The following is a 16,424-nucleotide window of genomic DNA, read 5'->3' on the forward strand; positions in this document are numbered from 1 at the left end:
TATCCCCCATTATGCCAATGCAATTTTCAATATATTTTCTTCGTCCACATCGATCGGATTTTCTACAAACCCCTTGATTTCGCCTTTATGCATCACCATGATACGGTCGGCAAGCGCGATCACCTCTTCCATTTCCGAAGATATGACGATTACAGTAACGCCTTCGTCCGCCATAGCCCGTATCAACCGATGAATCTCGTCTTTGGCGTTGACGTCAATCCCGCGCGTAGGTTCGTCCAGTATCAGCATTCGGACTTTTTTTGCCATCCACCGCGCCAAAATAACTTTCTGTTGGTTCCCTCCGCTTAGGTTTTTGATCTGCGTATCTTGTGACGCTGTTTTCACCTTTAAATCAGCTATATATTTATCTGTTACGCTCCGGACCCGCTTCATATCGATTAGGCCATGCCTTTTCAATTTCCCGTAGGATGGCAGCGTCATATTCTCTGCAACTGATAAAATAGGAAATATGCCTTCCTGCCGCCTTTCCTCTGGAACATATCCAATTCCTAGCCTAATCGCTGCTACCGGATCGTTGATCTCTACTCTTTTCCCTTCCAAATACATTTTTCCGCCAGGTTCCGAGTTGGTCAATCCAAACACAGTTTTAAATAATTCTGTCCGGCCTGCGCCGATGAGACCAGCGACACAGAGTATCTCCCCGCGTTTTACCTCAAAAGAAGCGGATTTGTATTCATTTTCACGTTGCAGATTTTCAGCTTTGAAAAATATTTCATTTGAATAGGTTCGAACGACCTTTTTGTCGCGGGTTACATCACGGTTGGCCATTTTGTTGATGATCTCTTCCTTGGTAATATCTTTTTTATCACATACATGGACAACTTTTCCGTCCCGCATGATCGTCATCCGATCCGCCTGCGACATGACTTCATCCAAATGATGGGTAATAAAAATCAAAGATTTTCCTTCGTTTTTCAATTTTTCCATCGACTGGAACAGCAGATTGGCTTCATTGCTTGTCAATGCCGACGTCGGTTCGTCAAGAATCAAAATCTGCGGGTCGTAAACCAAGGATCGTGCGATCGAAACCATTTGTTGGTATGCTGCAGACAATTGCTTGACTTTTTGATTTACATCAATATCAACGCCTAAACTATGCAATATTTTTTGCGCTTGGACCCTTGCGTCTTTCCAATCAATCAATGCCTTGGCCTTATTGTTTTTTCGTTCATTCCCCAGAAAAATATTTTCCGCTATGCTTGCATCTGGTATCAGGTTAATTTCCTGCGGAACCATCCCAATGCCTTTTCTCAGCGCCTCAAAATTATTGTTGATTTTCAATGGTCCGCCATTGAGGAACATTTCGCCGCTGTCCATTTTATGGATCCCGATCAATACGTTCATCAAAGTACTTTTGCCAGCCCCATTCTCGCCGAGTAATGCGTGTACTTCACCTTTTTTGATATACAAACAGGCCCCGTCAAGCGCTTTCGTTCCCGGAAAGGTCTTTGTTATATTTTTCATCTCCACTGCGTATTCACTCATCCGAAATCACTTCCTTTCAGACTTTTATTTGTATCCGCCGCAGTTCACAGCACCATATGCCCGCAGAAGGACTGCGGGCATATGATGATACAACAGTGCGTTATTCTGCTTGCGTATCGAGTGCGCCTGCCCCGTAAAGCAAGTCTGCATACTCTTTTGCTTCATCTTGGTAAACAGTCTGCGAACCTACCGCATAAATTTCCGGATAGGTGTCATCTCCCGGTTCTACTCCGTCAATGACTTTGATTGCATTTTTGATCAGGAAATATCCCATATCATAGCAATTTTGTATCTGTGCCGCCGTGATCACTCCTTCGTCAAGGTAAGAAAGCGTCCGTAAATCATGATCCATGCCGGCAATCAAAATTTCGCCTGATTTCCCGGCATCCTGAACAGCCTGTGCCGCCCCAACAGGGTTTGAGGCATTGTTACACCAAATTCCTCCTAAGTCAGGATGTTTTTGGATATAACTCTCCGTGATCTGCACCGCTTTTTCCACCAAGTCTTCATCCCGCTGGCGGTCGACAACTTCAATTTCCGGATATTCTTCGAGCGCCCTATTAAAACCTTCGATCCGTTGTTCATGGGAAGGCGCCCCGATCGTTCCTTCCAATGTTGCGACCTTACCTTTTCCGCCCATCGCCTCAAACAACGCTACCGCCAAAGCATAGCCGTCTCCTTCATTATCCAAATTCCCAACAAACGCAGTACGTTCACTATTGGGAAGATCAGAGCCAGCAAATGTCATAACAGGGATTCCCGCCTTTACTGCATTGTTGATTGCCGTGGTCGTCGTATCTTCCTGCGAAATATCGACCGCAATCAAATCCGGGTTCTTTGCAACCGCAGATTCAATCCGGTTGACCTGGTCCAGCGCATCCGGTGTGACCGGTGCTTCCCAATCAAATTGTACGGTGATTCCTTGTTCTGCCAATTCTGCAATTGCCGCATCTGCACCTGTTTTAATTGCATCATACCAGTTGTGGATTAGTTTATAGGTCGCGTAAATGTGATAGAAATCTTTCTTTGGCTGATAATCGTCTTCCGCTTCGGAAGCCTTTGAGAGTTTAGAAGCTCCGGCCGTCTGCGCAGCATCTGGCTCGTTGTCTGAAGCCGCCGCTGTTTCGTTTCCCGTTGTCTGCGCGGCCGTCTCCGTCGAGCCTGATTGTGCACATCCCATAAAACTCATACATACCAGGACAACTGCCAGTACTACTACCAATACCTTCTTCATTTGTTCTTCCTCCATACTTTTATTTATTTTTGCCCGCAGGCAAACTCATTTCGTTACACCGTATTTTTTAACGAGCGCGGCCATCTCATGGAAATCATCTTTCACATGGACGTACAATTTCTTGAATAATCCATAATAATCCATGTAAAGCTCATGCTGTTTCTGGTCAGGTTCCATATAATCGCTAAATTTACGCTTTTCTTTGGTAATCGAAAAATCTTTGAACACGCCCACCGAAACACCCGCAAGAATCGCGTCTCCGAAAGGAGCGCCCACACGGTTTTCAAGGAATGCCGTCGGAACATTAAACAAATCGGTCAGGATTCTTCTCCATAGTTTGCTTTTCGCGCCGCCCTCATTGAGTACGATTGGAAGGTTGATTTTGATCCCCTTATACTGCATGACTTCATAATTCTGATATAACGCGAAAGCGGCGCCTTCCATCATGGCCCGTATCATATGTCCTTTGGTGTGATGCAACGAAAGTCCGAAAAACGCCCCTCGTGCATATACATCCCAAAGCGGCGTCCGTTCTCCCATCAGATAGGGCAACGCAACCAAACCCTCGCAACCGGCAGGTGCTTGTTCCGCTTCAATATTCATGTAGTCATACACATCCAAATTAGGCGTCAGCCGCGCCGCTGCGGTCTCAAGCTGGCAAACGCTGTCACGCAGGAAGCGCAACACCTGTCCGCCACCCACGATCGCGGCGATCGTAATATAATCGTTGCAGGAATTTGTCGTATACGGGTCATTCAGAAGCAAATCTGAAAAATCGAGATTATTATTGACAATTCCCAAAATGCCTCCCGTTCCGAGATTGATTTGCGTATCCCCCGGCTCCGTGGCGCCGCCGCCTACCCATGCTGCATTACAGTCTACTTGGCCGGCACAAACCGGTATCCCGGGAACAAGCCCTGTTTCCCGTGCTGCTTTTTGTGTCAGTTCCCCGACAATTTCTTCGCACGCATACATATCCGGCATCATCTCAACCGGTATGCCAATACGTTCCATAATTTCCGGGTCATATTCTTTTTTCACAATATTGTACGCAATTCCCCAAAAACCGCCCGTAGAATAATTCATTGCTGCCTTTCCCGTCATGCGCAGGCGAACAAAACCATCGATGGTGAGCGCTTTCCAAATCCTTCCGAAATCTTCCGGACGGTTGTTCTTCTCCCACATCAGGTTGACCATTGTCGGATGATCTTCTATCCGGTTACCGCTCACTTCAAATATTTTGTCCGTTCCGATGTTATCGCGCAGCCACTGCACCTCGTTTGTCGCCCTGCGATCCATGAGATTATAAGCCCGGTTGATCGGGTTTGTCTCCTTGTCGACCATAACAAGGCAAGGTTGTGCCGACGATACGCCAATCCCTACTACGTCTTTTGGGTCGATTCCTGACTTTCGCACACAATCCTGTATAGTCTCGCACGCAAGTTTCCAGTACCGCTCCGCATCGTGTTCTGACCATCCCGGATGATCCACATAAATCGGATATTCCTGAAAAGAATAAGCCAGTACATCCGCATTTTCATCAATAATGCATGTTTTACCGCCGCCGGTTCCGAAATCCATACCGATCAGATATTTTGCCATAGTTTCTCCTCACTTTTGCATTGCTTCGGGAATCAAAACAACTTTGATTGCAGGATCGCCCTGTTCGGCAAGCTCAAATCCTGTTTTCCAATCCTGCATCGGTACTCTGTGGGTCACAAGGGTTTCCACATCGAGCGTACCTTTCGTAATTGCGCTGATTGCAACTTCATATCCTTCCAGCCCGCTGATGTGCGCGCCCAGAAGATCGAGTTCCTTGCGGTCTCCAATAATACTCCAGTCAACTGTCACTTCCTGTCCAAATACGCTGAATTCGATAAATTTTCCGCGTTTGCGCACCATATTCAAACCGTTGATTACGGAAGACGGATACCCGGCGCATTCTATATAAATGTCGCATCCATATCCGTCCGTCAAATCCTTTACCTTTTTTACGGCGTCTTCCTCTGCAATATTGATACAAAGGTCCGCGCCCATTTTTTTTGCGGCCTCCAGCCGGTTTTGTTTCGCGTCAAGCGCAATCAACAGTTTTGGCGATTTCATTTTCGCGAACCGGGTCTTTGCGAGGCCGATCGGTCCCATGCCCGCAATGACTACAACATCCCGCATGGAAATCCCCGCGCGTTCAATGGTATGGGCCGCGCAGGATGCCGGCTCTACGAACGCCGCGCCTTTGATCCCAATCGATTTATCCAGTTTATGGATTATACTTCTCGAACTTAACCGCACATAATCAGCCATGCCGCCGTCCGTAATCCCTTTCTGGAAACCATACATGTCGTGTTTTTCACACATCCAGCGCATGCCTTCCTCACAAAACCGGCATTCCCAACACGGAAGAATCTGTTCCGGCGCGCACCAGTCTCCCAGTTCCAGCCCGTACTTCTTGGCTGCATTGTCCCCAATCGCAACGACTTCCCCGCTAAATTCGTGTCCGCCAATTACGCCCGGCGTTTGCCATTGCGGCAAGTTGTTGCCACCCCAGAACATCGCTGCTCCATGATAAGATTTAATATCGCCCGCACAAATCCCGCATCCCAGCGATTTAATCAAAACCTCGTCCTCAGTGATTTCCGGGACTTTATGATCTTCGTAACGAAAATCATTTGGCCCATAGGCAACCAACGCTTTCATAATTTTTGGAATTCCGTCTACTTTTTTCATTGTATTCTCCTCCTCAGAATATTTCGTCCTAGTTTCAGCGCCCGCTGTGAACCGCCATGCCGAAACAATCGAGCGCCGCTTCCCGTACCATCTCTGACAGGGAAGGATGTGCCACAATCAAATCTTCCCATTGTGCCAAAGTCATTTTGTTTATCACTGCTGCCGCGGCGAAAGAAATCATTTCCGTTGCCCCTTCTCCCAAAATATGGACGCCCAGTGTTTCTTTCGTCTTTTTATCGGCTATCACAATCACCATTCCTTGCGCATCTTCCACAAGCGCCATTCCGTTCGCCCGGTAATGGAATGTACCGACCGACGCATCAATCCCCCTTTCCCTCGCCTGCGCCGATGTGATTCCTACCGCCGCCATACAGGGGATGGTATAGATACACCTTGGCATAACCGATAGATCTGCGGTCTTTGGTCCATCCATAATATTGTGAACAGCGCACTCTCCTTCGGCATATGCTGCGTGAGCCAACTGGTACCCTCCGATCACATCTCCAATCGCATAAATATGTGGAACAGACGTTTCCATCCGTTGATTGACCACGATTTCCCCTTTGGAGTTGAGCCGTATCCCCAGCCGGTTGGCATCGATCCCCTCTAAGTTCGCCTTCCTGCCTGCAGCCATCAATACAACGTCGGCGGGAAGGGTTATTTCCTCTTCCCCTTTTTGATAGCGCACGGCTAATGTTTCCCGATCTTTTTTTACTTCCTTTACCGCCGCGCCTGTTTCAATTTTGACGCCCTTACATGTCATGGCTGCGACAAGTCCGTCCACAATTTTTTGTTCCTCAGCTGGATAAAGCCTTTCCATCATCTCTACTACGGTTACATCTGATCCATAGGCGTTGTAGGCGCTTGCAAGTTCCATTCCAATTACGCCTCCGCCGATCACTACAAGTCGTTCGGGGATTTTTTGCAACGCCAATGCAGCGGTGCTGTCAATCGTATTTTCCGCACCCGGAACAGGGACTGTTACCGGGCTAGAACCCGTCGCAATGATAATATCCTTGGCTTGGTATTCCCGGCCGTTGCAGGATACCCGCAGTCCTGGCATCAGTTGTGCGCTTCCTTTCACAAGCTTCACGCCGCTTGCTTTCAGCAGGCTCCCCACGCCACCGACCAACTGGGACACGGCCTTTTCTTTTCCTTGCTGGATTTTCCTAAAACTAAACTGTCCTGCTTCTTTGAAGATTCCCTGCTCCGTCAGTTCCGTGATCCGGTCCATCAGTTTTGCTTTGTCCAGCAAGTATTTTGTCGGGATACATCCAACGTTCAGGCAAGTCCCGCCCAAACTGTCTTTTTCAAACAGGGCGACTTTCGCTCCTTTTTTTGCTGCGACTCTAGCGCTCAGATATCCGCCCGGTCCGCCGCCAATGACAATCAAATCATATATATCAGCCATATTTCAGCCCTCCATCAGCAAACGGCCAACCCGGGATTTTCCAGCAAATTTTTAACATCCGTTAAATACTGGGCGCCGCTTGCACCGTCAATGATCCGGTGGTCAAATGTTGCGGTCACTGTCATTACCGGTCGAATCACCGCTTCACCATCCCGCACAACGACTTTCTCTTCTGTTTTCCCCAGCGCAAGGATACATGCTTCCGGCGGATTAATAATTGCTGTAAAATGCTGCACAGGATACATTCCCAGATTTGAGAGTGTGATCGTTCCGCCTTCCATCTCATCCGGCGATAATTTTCCCTCACGCGCTTTCGAAATTTTTTCCTGTGTCATTGTTGCAATCTCACGGACCGAATATGCCCCAACGTCTTTTATAACAGGAACGACCAATCCGCCTTCTACCGCAACCGCCAACCCCACGTTGACTTGGGGATACCTGCGGATTGCATCCTCCGTCCACGACGCATTCACATCCGGGTGCATTTTTGCCGCTGTCCCCAAAACTTTTAGAATAATGTCGTTATAACTTACTTTTACATTCGGGTAGAGGGAATTGACTTGTTTGCGCAGTGCGATACAACTTGTCATATCCACTTCTACAGTAACCTGGTAAGCCGGTATGTTCTGTGTGCTTTCAAGCATCCTGCGCGCAATTGTGCGCCGCATACTGCTTTTCGGAATATCCAGATATGTTTCGCCCATTGGCTGCAACACCGTCGGTACAGCGCTCGCATGTTCTTTCAAATCCGCTAATTTTATTGTGCCAGGTCCATGCTCCTGCGCGAATCTGGCCAAATCAATCTTGTTTTCCCGCGCAAACCGTTTTGCATTGGGCATTGCTTTCAGGCCGTCAGCTTCCCCGGCGCGAACGGCGTTTTCAACTGCCTGCACCTTAGGGGCCGCAGTGGAATCCTGCTTCTTCATAATCGGCTGGTATTCGTCGTCAGGTTCTTTATTTTGTTCCGGAGATGCCGGCGTTCGTGCCGTCATATTTGTTTCCATCCGATATTGCTCAAAATCGTTCCGGTCTCCAACAAGCGCCAGCACTTCGCCTGCAGATGCAAATTCTCCTTTTTGTACAAGTATGTCGACCACAATGCCCTTGGTAAAACTCTCCACCGGCAGCGTTGCTTTGTCTGTTTCGATTTCAAGCATCGTATCCCCGCGTTTTACTTCCTCCCCCACGCTGACAAGCCAATTTGCAACCATAGACCGATCCGTTGTTTGTCCGCCGGAAGGCATAATAATTTTCTTGATCATCTTCTCTCCTCCATTTATCCAACGCGGAACGCTTTATTCTCTCCATTAAATGCTTTGATATAATCGACCACTACCTGCATGACCGGTTCCTGTTGCTTGACCATGATATCAATATCCATGCCACGTCCCAAAATATCGTTGGGATCCATTTTGTCGGTATCGCTCGTATGATAAAAACTATTTTCGGCATTTACTGCAGCGCGTTTCAATGCTGTACCGATATTGACTTTTGTGATCCCCGCGTCAATCGCCTCGCGGAAATCCTGCAAAGCGACTCCGGTACCACCGTGCAGGACCAGCCTTACATCATCTTTCACCATAGACTTTATTTTTCGGATCAATTCAAAATCAATCTTTGCCTTGCCATTTTCCATCAAATGACAATTGCCTACCGCTACCGCGAGTGCATCAATCCCAGTCTGCGCTACAAAATCAACCGCCAATTGCGGGTCGGTGTTTTCGCCCTGATGAACGTCCCCGGTTGCTGAATTAACCATCGGCAATTCTCCCACTTCAGCCTCGACTGTCACACCGCATGCGTGCGCATAATGGACGATCCGTTTTTGGACTGCGATCTGTTCGTCCAATGGCAGCGCATCTGCCGCAAAAATCGGCGCAAACATCACCATATCGAATTTTTCCTGAACAGCCTGATACACCAATGCTTCGTTGTCCGATTCATTCAAAAGAGTTGCCACCGGCACGCTCGCGCGCTGCGCGATCGTGTTTACCATTGCGGCATAAACCGCTATATCTTCCGGATATTTTCTTTTTGGTTCGGCAATATACGTTCCACAAACGCCTATCATCACAGGCGATTTCATTTTTTCGGCTGCCCGAACCACCGCAAGCGTAGATTCGAGGTTCCAGCTTTCAAAATATCCAACCGCATAGTGATTTTCTTCCGCATGTTTTAACAGGGCTTTTCCACTTATTTTCGTCATTGATCAATCTCCTTTATCAAAATTACTGTCTTGCCAACTTCAAAATTCCCTCGTAGATCAGTTCCTTGGAAGGGATTACGTAATTCTCCAAATTTGGCGCAAACGGAATCGGGGTATCCGGCGTTGCTACCCTCATAACCGGAGCGTCCAAATCATAGATACATTTTTCTGCAAAATGCGCGGAAAGTTGGGCTCCCCAACCATTGGAATAGACGTCTTCATGCACGATCAGGAGTTTTCCTGTTTTCCTGACGGAATTTTCTACAGTTTCATAATCAAAGGGAACCAAGGACCGAGGATCAATGATTTCGCAGCTGATTCCGTCCTTTTCAGCCAGCGCGGCTGCTTCCTGTGCTTTATAGTTCATAAGCAGATTGGCTACAATTGTCATATCCGTTCCCTCGCGGCGCACCGCTGCCTTTCCAAACTCTACCGTGTAATCGTTTTCTGGAACTTCACCGGAGGTTTGCAGTGCGTCCTTTTCTTTTCTGCTTCCGCCGTACAACAGTTTATGTTCGAACACAACAACCGGATTATCGTCACGTATGGCCTGTTTGATCATTCCTTTGGCATCGTAAGGAGTAGACGGGCAAATGACCTTGAGTCCGGGAACATGTGTGAAAAACCCTTCAAAGCTTTGCGCATGCTGGGCACCCCGGTTTGTTGCCCCGCATGGAGCGCGCATCACCATCGGTACTTTTACTTTTCCACCCGACATATAACACATTTTCGCCGCTTGGTTCACAAGCTGATCCATCATACAAAATAAGAAGTCGCCATATTGTAAATCAGCAACCGGTTTCATCCCGGTCATCGCGGCGCCAACCGCCGCTCCGGAAATTAAAATCTCGGATATTGGGGTATTGATCACCCGCTCTTCTCCAAATTCTTTTGCCAAGCCCCGGGTTACGGTAAACGCACCGCCCATTCCGCCTTCTATATCCACATCCTCACCGATGCAAAAAACACGTTCATCCCGGCGCATTTCTTCCATGATTCCTTCCCTCAGCGCATCCGCTATACTCATCGTAGCCATTAGTCGTTCTCTCCTTCCCAGTAAATGTCATGCAACGCACTTTCCAACGCTGGTTCTGCTGCTGCTTGCGCATATTCCACCGCTTCGTCTACTTCGTCCTGTATCCGATCGTCGATCGCCACAATCTCTTGTTCTGTCGCGATTTTATGCTCTATCAGATATGCGCGGAAAAGCTTCAGCGGATCGCGGTCAAACCACTTTTTTTCTTCTTCTTTAGGCCTGTATCCACATGCATCATTCCTGGAATGTCCGCCATGCCGGTAAGTTTTTAGCTCGATCAGCGTTGGTCCCTTGCCTGCCCTCGCCTTTTTAATCGCCTTGACCGCAACCTCATTGACGGCAAGCACGTCGTTTCCGTCGACAACGATCCCCTCCATGCCATAAGCGGCTGCTCGCCCGGCTGCAACATCTTCCAAAAGCGTCGTTCGTTTGATCGAAGTCGTTGCCGAATACAGGTTGTTTTCGCATACATAAATGACCGGGAGCTTCCAAACAGCTGCAAAATTCATACTTTCATGGAACGAACCTTCGTTCGTTGCGCCATCGCCCATAAAGCACACGACTACCTGGTTCGTTTTGCGCATTTTATTGGAAAGTGCTATTCCCGCGGCAATCGGTAGATTCCCACCTACGATTGCATTTGCCGGAACTACGCCGACATGAATGTCTCCCGTATGCATGGCTCCGCCTTTTCCGTGACAGCATCCTTCTTCTTTTCCAAACATTTCACACATCATGGACTGCAATGTCACACCTTTCGCGAGGCAATGTCCGGCGGGACGGTGCGTAGAGGCGACATAATCCTCGTCTGTCAGGTCATATAACATTCCGACCGCACACGCTTCTTGTCCGGTGGACTGGTGTATGCTGCCCGGCATAATCCCTTCCAAAAACAGGTAATAGATACTTTCTTCGTACTTACGGATCAAGCACATCCGCTCATACATCCCCAGTAACTTTTCTTTGCTATACTTTTGTGCCAAAACTGTTCCCTCCTGAATAATTTTTCATATTTTTCTTCACCCAACAGGTGAAAGAATTGACGTTTTCGATCTTTTTTTCGGACAATATTTTTCTTTTGCGCACATTTTTGTTTGTTATAGAACATTTTTTGTTTGAAATCGGTCTGTATAGCTTATTTTAATGCTATTTTTCTTCGTAGTCAAGCAAATTTTATCGTATTTCATCATATTTTTGTTCGTTTAATAACATAATGATTTTTTCCGAACAAAAAAAAGAATACTTATGCTTGCCTACTTGCTGTAGATTGAGCTATAATGAAAAAGAAATGATTGTTTTTTAACAATTTTTTTAATTTTTAATGAAACCATGGATAATATAATTGCAAGCGTTTGTAGGGATAGGAAGTGAAAAAATGTCCAAAAATCTGCGTCAGGCAAAAATAGTAGAAGAATTCGATTTATCCCCGCTCCTGACCGTTCAGCAAATAGCACAGAAGTTAGATTGTTCGGTTATGACAGTGCGCAGGGATTTGGCTGATCTGGAAAAGGCGAATATCGTAAAACGGTTTCCCGGCGGGGCGATCCTGGTCAACCATGCACAGCAAGGCACAACGCCACCGGCACAACAGCCATTCGGGATTTTTCGTGACGAAGTAAATGCTGTTGGAAAAGCTGCTGCCAGCCTGATTCAACCGAATAATATTATTTGCATCGATTCAGGAACTTCATCACGTTCTGTCGTGAAATTTCTGCCTCCTGATTTCCCAATTACGATCATTACTACCAGTCTTTTCTGTTCGTTTGAGATTGCCAGCAACCAAAACGCCCAAATCATTCAGGTTGGTGGGAGCGTTCACCAAATGACGCATTCTACAATTAACGATCTCTCCTTGGATTCAGTTGGAGACTTAAGCGCTGATATCGCCTTTTTATCTACGCGTTCCCTGCGGATTCCAGGCGGAGCTTATGAGCATACCCTAACGCTTATTCCACCCAAACAATTTCTGGCTTCATTGGCCCGCAAGGTTGTATTGTGTGTTGATCATACAAAATTCGGCTTGAATTCTCTTTGTATTGCTACGGAAATGAAGGATATCGATACCATCATTACTGATTCCGCTACTTCCGAGGATAGTATCGCGAAGCTGGTTACGCTCGGCAAAGAAGTCCTGATCGTCGACGTTCCGGACGGCAGGATCATCCATCATTACAACAATGGCTAATATCAATTTTGGCATAACTCTGTTTGGCCGAGGTTTTATATTGGCGCGTGGACTTTCTCTGTTTTTGCTGAAGCAATAAAAAAACGGAAGCAGACACTCACGTATGCTTCCGCTTTGCAGGCTATCCTTTAGCAGTAAAACCGGATTTCATTGATACAAAAATGTTCTTTCCATATATTGCAAATCATAAAGAACTGGGCGGCAATGATATCAAGCAAGTCGCCTAATACGTTTTGTGGAATATGGCCGTTGTTGTTTGCCAAAATACACCCTCCCGACGCGGTCAGCCATACTTTTGTTGCGTTTTTGCCCGTCTTGCCTTTTTCAATATAGACATGGATGGGGCATTACTATCATCGGTTCAGAAATATACCAGATATTGTCCAAATCTCAATAAATCAGACACAGTATACGCCCTTCCGCGTCCCACAAAACGGTATATTAAATGCGCATTGCATTCTTTGTAAAATCTTATATTTCTGCATTAGAAAACTCTTCCCGGCCGCTCCATATATAGTCCAACAGTAAACAATCGGTCGATGCCCATACGATTCCATCAAAACGTCCAAAGCGCACTTCTACATAATATATTCTCCCTTTATCCAAAATTTTGGAATGTGTAATTTGGGGCTCACCTGCAAAGTAATGCATAAATAATAGGATAAAGCATTTCACTCTCCTTGCCTAATATTGTTATCACGTCTCATATTCTATTTTTCACCGTAACAGACAGAAAGCCAGAAACCTCAGCCCCTGGGCACTTTCGTTTTACGGGAAATTCCCGACCATTCAATTTTTATTGAGTGGCCGGGAATTTTAATGTTTCTGTTCTTGTATTTAGCAACGATACTCCCTATAATAAGCATAAGCCGTGTAGAATAGTTATTTTAATAATTCATCGGTAGTTGTATTGAAAATTTGAGCAAATGCGCGTAATTCAATATCCGTTACTAACCGCAGTCTTGCTTCAATGCGTTGGATCGCGTTTTTGTCTAAATTGATGTTCAATAACTGCATTTTATCGGCTAATGCCCGTTGTGAGACTTTTGGAATCATAGCCTTACGCAACCGTGCAATATTTTGACCGCATAAATTTCGCGGTGCCATAGGCGGCTTCAGTATTTCCATTTAATTTCATTTTGACATTATTATCTTGTCATATTGAAATTATATGGTATATTCGAGGCATAAATGACATTATAAAAATGTCAAAATAACTTTTCTTATAGGTATTGGATAAAACAAATGGATACAAGTGAAAAATATAGGAAAAAATTAGAACAGCAACTGATTGCTGCAAAAGAACGTATGGAGCAGAAACGCGCTGAATTGGCCGCGATCACGGAAGAGATCAAAACAGATCCCACCAGAAATCTTTGTGAAGATGAAACAGCATTAAAGGTCAATAAAGAACTCAGTAATGCGATTCAAAAGTATGGCCGTCTGGATAAGCGCTTCCATAAAGAAAAATCTGAATTTATTGATTGAGCAATCGTCCGGCGAATGTTGATAGCGTAGCGGAAAGTACACCTAACAAAGCGGAAAATGCCAATACACTATCCTTTGTTAAGAAATAGAGCAGGATCATAAAAGCACTCTCAAGAAGAATAATAATTCGGGCGTGCTTTTTTGTTTTTTGGATACTTTGCTCCGAAAGAGGATGATTGGAATGTATGACCGGAGCAAATACAAAGATAATCACAATACTCGCACATATCCCCGCAAAAAAAACGCTCGGCATATTGACAAGCAATGGTGCCAGAAACATACATCCTATTCCTACTGATACGGAAAAAAGAAAACAGCCAATATGATTTGGGGCATGAAGCCCTCCGGATGTATGACGGACAGGCAAGAAAAACAATATCCATAGCAAGGTTGGGAGAAATTTTCCCAATATTATGCTGACAACAATAATAACGCTAAAAATCAGCACGGTATTCAATAAACATTCTACCGCATAAGCATATATTTCTCTATTGTCTCCCGGCGCACCGCAGCATACTAGCCAGTCAGCGAATTTGTTTGCGATTTTTTCCATATATTCCTCACCCGAAATAATACATCCATCGTTCTCTGACTTGATTAATCCATGCGTCACTAACATGGAGATTTTGCCCATTTATAAGTTTCATTTCATTACCAGGTAAAAAAGACGAAATTACCTGAACATTGACTATAGTCGAGCGATTGCACCGAATAAACTCGGGCGGCAGTTGGTTTTCTATATTACGCAAACGTCCCCATTGAGTATATTCATTATCTTTTGTATGTATCGTAATTCTTTGGCTTATCATATCAAAATAAAGAATACTATGAAACGGGATCTTGATCGTCATTTTGCGAGTCGTTAATATATAATTTTTTTCAGTTCTTCTGGAAAGAATATCTTTAGCTTTATTCATGTACTTACGTATGACCGGATAACGCAGAGGCTTAATAAGATATTGAAGCGCCTGAACATCATAACCCTCGCCCATATAACTTACATTGCTGGTCAAAAATATAAGAACCACATCATTATCTGTTTCGCGGATATGTTTTGCAACGTCCATTCCGGTCTGCGAAGTTGGTAAGACGATATCCAGAAATATGATGTCGAAATCTTCCTGTGAATCAAAATCAAGTAAAAATGCTTCACTAGTACTATATGCTTTGATTTCCACAAAACATTTCGCTTCTTCTGCCCACTTTAATAACTCATGCTTCAATTTATCACAGAATTCAATTTCATCTTCCAAAATACCAATTTTAATCTTCATGACACTTTTCCTCCGATGTAGTTGGGATAAAAATCTGTAACTCAAATGAATCATTTTCGGGAAACGTTTTGTAGAATCCCCCACATCGTTTTATAACTTGATTCATTCGAGAAAGTCCGTGACCGTGATCGCCCACTTTTTTACTGGAAATGAGTTTATTGTTTTTATACTGATAATCCCCAATAGAGCTGTTGGTGATTCCAATGCGTATCATATCCTGCTGTTTGTAGATTACAACATCGATATAGCGATTGTCCGGTATTTCCACCTTTTCGCATGCTTCAATTGCGTTATCTAAAAGGTTCCCTAAAATCATGCTGAAGTCTGACTCATTAATGGGGAGATTATCGATTTGGCTGATATTTAAAGAAATGGGGATCTCTTTTGTATGAGCCACCATTAGTTTCATAGATATAATGGCGTCAACGGAAGAATATCCGGTTGATTGCTCTGCTTTTATTTCTTCATATCCACTCTGTAGAATACCAATATACTTTTTGATGTTTTCAAGATCACCGCGCACGGCATAATATCGTAATATTTCAAGGGCATTTTTAAAATCGTGATTCCATGTGCGTATCATTTCTTTGGAGCGCTTAATATTGGCTTTCTCCATCGTAAAAAGCTGCAATCTATGCTCCGCATCCAATTTTTTCCAGATAGCAGATCCCATCTTGTCAAACAAGAGAATAATGGCTGTCATCATTACAAGGATCGCAAAGCTAATGATGATCAAAATACGGCGTTCATCCGGAGTACGTTCTGCGTTTATGGAGAAACCTACAATTTCAGCGACTGAAAAAATACCGATGGCAACAATGCCAATAGAAATGATCTGAATGGCGGGAGACAAAGAAATCTTATTCTTTCTTGGGATTTGTGAGAGTATCCAATACAGTATGATTACAACCAAAATATAAAAAATCTGGACACCGAAACGCGCCATTGATGGAGATAAAGTATCCACGATATTCAGACCGCTGATGAGTGGTAAAATATTTGATAAAATCAGATTAGCGATATTCGGCACAAAATTTCCTATTACGCTCCATAATATTTTAGGAGGTATTTTACCCGAAAAGCAAATAAGCGGATAAACGAATTTTATAATAGAACATATGACGATAACTACATCCGATTCCACATGAGTAAAGTTCAAAGTGGTCTCAATGATGATTATCGCAAGCAAGCCTAAATAGGCGTATTTTTTGCCTCCTGGATAAAAATCTAATTGTCTTGACAACATATAAAACAAAAAGTAACACTCGAGAGAATTAACGCAGATTTCCCATAACACCCAGAGTAAAGACATTCTTATTTCCTCCCCTGCCTATAAGACGAATTTTAATCTCTACATAAT

15 protein-coding genes and 1 pseudogene are annotated in these 16,424 nt (G+C 44.9%); 2 read left to right on the forward strand and 14 right to left on the reverse strand.

Annotation, left to right across the window (positions count from 1 at the left end):
- Positions 1-9: 9 nt before the first annotated feature.
- The 9 genes and pseudogenes from CHK_RS03005 to CHK_RS16785 form a co-directional block, all read right to left on the reverse strand.
- Positions 10-1,485, reverse strand: coding sequence for a sugar ABC transporter ATP-binding protein (locus CHK_RS03005; protein WP_235843863.1), 1,476 nt, complete (start codon positions 1,483-1,485; stop codon positions 10-12).
- A 121-nt stretch (positions 1,486-1,606) separates the two neighbouring features.
- Positions 1,607-2,740, reverse strand: coding sequence for a substrate-binding domain-containing protein (locus CHK_RS03010; RefSeq protein WP_082103362.1), 1,134 nt, complete (start codon positions 2,738-2,740; stop codon positions 1,607-1,609).
- A 45-nt stretch (positions 2,741-2,785) separates the two neighbouring features.
- The gene (locus CHK_RS03015; RefSeq protein ID WP_046442557.1) at positions 2,786-4,342 is read right to left on the reverse strand and encodes an FGGY-family carbohydrate kinase; all 1,557 of its coding nucleotides are present in this window, start codon (positions 4,340-4,342) and stop codon (positions 2,786-2,788) included.
- Positions 4,343-4,351: 9 nt separating this feature from the next.
- Positions 4,352-5,464, reverse strand: coding sequence for a zinc-binding dehydrogenase (locus tag CHK_RS03020; protein WP_046442558.1), 1,113 nt, complete (start codon positions 5,462-5,464; stop codon positions 4,352-4,354).
- A gap of 34 nt (positions 5,465-5,498) precedes the next feature.
- A pseudogene (gene lpdA, locus CHK_RS03025) lies at positions 5,499-6,869 on the reverse strand (dihydrolipoyl dehydrogenase); the annotation flags it as partial.
- Positions 6,870-6,889: 20 nt separating this feature from the next.
- Positions 6,890-8,137 (reverse strand): dihydrolipoamide acetyltransferase family protein, encoded by a 1,248-nt coding sequence (locus CHK_RS03030; protein WP_046442560.1) that lies wholly within the window; start codon positions 8,135-8,137, stop codon positions 6,890-6,892.
- A 14-nt stretch (positions 8,138-8,151) separates the two neighbouring features.
- Positions 8,152-9,081 carry a class II fructose-bisphosphate aldolase gene (locus CHK_RS03035; RefSeq protein ID WP_046442561.1) on the reverse strand — a complete coding sequence of 310 codons (930 nt, stop codon included), beginning with the start codon at positions 9,079-9,081 and terminating at the stop codon, positions 8,152-8,154.
- A gap of 22 nt (positions 9,082-9,103) precedes the next feature.
- The gene (locus CHK_RS16780) at positions 9,104-10,117 is read right to left on the reverse strand and encodes an alpha-ketoacid dehydrogenase subunit beta (RefSeq protein ID WP_046442562.1); all 1,014 of its coding nucleotides are present in this window, start codon (positions 10,115-10,117) and stop codon (positions 9,104-9,106) included.
- On the reverse strand, positions 10,117-11,100 hold the full coding sequence (locus CHK_RS16785) for a thiamine pyrophosphate-dependent dehydrogenase E1 component subunit alpha (protein ID WP_235843862.1): 984 nt from the start codon (positions 11,098-11,100) through the stop codon (positions 10,117-10,119). The genes CHK_RS16780 and CHK_RS16785 overlap by 1 nt, the downstream gene beginning before the upstream one ends.
- Positions 11,101-11,492: 392 nt before the next feature.
- Here CHK_RS16785 and CHK_RS03050 point away from each other — a divergent pair, with 392 nt between their 5' ends.
- Complete coding sequence (locus CHK_RS03050; protein ID WP_046442563.1) at positions 11,493-12,302, forward strand: DeoR/GlpR family DNA-binding transcription regulator; 810 nt, start codon at positions 11,493-11,495, stop codon at positions 12,300-12,302.
- 128 nt (positions 12,303-12,430) lie between these two features.
- Here the strand turns inward: CHK_RS03050 and CHK_RS17120 are convergent, their stop codons facing one another.
- Positions 12,431-12,643 carry a DUF4160 domain-containing protein gene (locus CHK_RS17120; RefSeq protein ID WP_407923515.1) on the reverse strand — a complete coding sequence of 71 codons (213 nt, stop codon included), beginning with the start codon at positions 12,641-12,643 and terminating at the stop codon, positions 12,431-12,433.
- A 541-nt stretch (positions 12,644-13,184) separates the two neighbouring features.
- On the reverse strand, positions 13,185-13,430 hold the full coding sequence (locus tag CHK_RS03065; RefSeq protein WP_046442565.1) for a helix-turn-helix domain-containing protein: 246 nt from the start codon (positions 13,428-13,430) through the stop codon (positions 13,185-13,187).
- 117 nt (positions 13,431-13,547) lie between these two features.
- On the opposite strand from CHK_RS03065, the gene CHK_RS03070 reads away from it, so the two are divergent.
- Positions 13,548-13,790 carry a hypothetical protein gene (locus CHK_RS03070; RefSeq protein WP_046442566.1) on the forward strand — a complete coding sequence of 81 codons (243 nt, stop codon included), beginning with the start codon at positions 13,548-13,550 and terminating at the stop codon, positions 13,788-13,790.
- Here CHK_RS03070 and CHK_RS03075 read toward each other — a convergent pair.
- From CHK_RS03075 to CHK_RS03085, 3 genes are read right to left on the reverse strand one after another with little or no spacing between them, the layout of a single operon-like run.
- Positions 13,780-14,343: an accessory gene regulator B family protein gene (locus CHK_RS03075; RefSeq protein ID WP_046442567.1), complete on the reverse strand. Its 564-nt coding sequence runs from the start codon at positions 14,341-14,343 to the stop codon at positions 13,780-13,782. The two genes, CHK_RS03070 and CHK_RS03075, sit on opposite strands and share 11 nt — an antisense overlap.
- Positions 14,344-14,350: 7 nt before the next feature.
- The gene (locus CHK_RS03080; RefSeq protein ID WP_046442568.1) at positions 14,351-15,064 is read right to left on the reverse strand and encodes a LytR/AlgR family response regulator transcription factor; all 714 of its coding nucleotides are present in this window, start codon (positions 15,062-15,064) and stop codon (positions 14,351-14,353) included.
- Positions 15,054-16,376, reverse strand: a complete 1,323-nt coding sequence (locus tag CHK_RS03085) for a sensor histidine kinase (RefSeq protein WP_046442569.1) — start codon at positions 16,374-16,376, stop codon at positions 15,054-15,056. The genes CHK_RS03080 and CHK_RS03085 overlap by 11 nt, the downstream gene beginning before the upstream one ends.
- Positions 16,377-16,424 lie beyond the last annotated feature (48 nt).

Origin of the sequence: Christensenella hongkongensis (assembly GCF_000981035.1) — a bacterium.
GTDB lineage: Bacteria > Bacillota > Clostridia > Christensenellales > Christensenellaceae > Christensenella > Christensenella hongkongensis.

What these genes read in the sequence shown, in the direction of transcription:
- CHK_RS03015 (WP_046442557.1), bottom strand. Translation starts at nt 4,342, where the DNA reads ATGGCAAAATATCTGATCGGTATGGATTTCGGAACCGGCGGCGGTAAA.
- CHK_RS03080 (WP_046442568.1), bottom strand. Translation starts at nt 15,064, where the DNA reads ATGAAGATTAAAATTGGTATTTTGGAAGATGAAATTGAATTCTGTGAT.
- CHK_RS03085 (WP_046442569.1), bottom strand. Translation starts at nt 16,376, where the DNA reads ATGTCTTTACTCTGGGTGTTATGGGAAATCTGCGTTAATTCTCTCGAG.
- CHK_RS03005 (WP_235843863.1), bottom strand. Translation starts at nt 1,485, where the DNA reads ATGAAAAATATAACAAAGACCTTTCCGGGAACGAAAGCGCTTGACGGG.
- CHK_RS03020 (WP_046442558.1), bottom strand. Translation starts at nt 5,464, where the DNA reads ATGAAAAAAGTAGACGGAATTCCAAAAATTATGAAAGCGTTGGTTGCC.
- CHK_RS03075 (WP_046442567.1), bottom strand. Translation starts at nt 14,343, where the DNA reads ATGGAAAAAATCGCAAACAAATTCGCTGACTGGCTAGTATGCTGCGGT.
- CHK_RS03010 (WP_082103362.1), bottom strand. Translation starts at nt 2,740, where the DNA reads ATGAAGAAGGTATTGGTAGTAGTACTGGCAGTTGTCCTGGTATGTATG.
- CHK_RS03030 (WP_046442560.1), bottom strand. Translation starts at nt 8,137, where the DNA reads ATGATCAAGAAAATTATTATGCCTTCCGGCGGACAAACAACGGATCGG.
- CHK_RS16780 (WP_046442562.1), bottom strand. Translation starts at nt 10,117, where the DNA reads ATGGCTACGATGAGTATAGCGGATGCGCTGAGGGAAGGAATCATGGAA.
- CHK_RS03070 (WP_046442566.1), top strand. Translation starts at nt 13,548, where the DNA reads ATGGATACAAGTGAAAAATATAGGAAAAAATTAGAACAGCAACTGATT.
- CHK_RS03035 (WP_046442561.1), bottom strand. Translation starts at nt 9,081, where the DNA reads ATGACGAAAATAAGTGGAAAAGCCCTGTTAAAACATGCGGAAGAAAAT.
- CHK_RS03050 (WP_046442563.1), top strand. Translation starts at nt 11,493, where the DNA reads ATGTCCAAAAATCTGCGTCAGGCAAAAATAGTAGAAGAATTCGATTTA.
- CHK_RS03065 (WP_046442565.1), bottom strand. Translation starts at nt 13,430, where the DNA reads ATGGAAATACTGAAGCCGCCTATGGCACCGCGAAATTTATGCGGTCAA.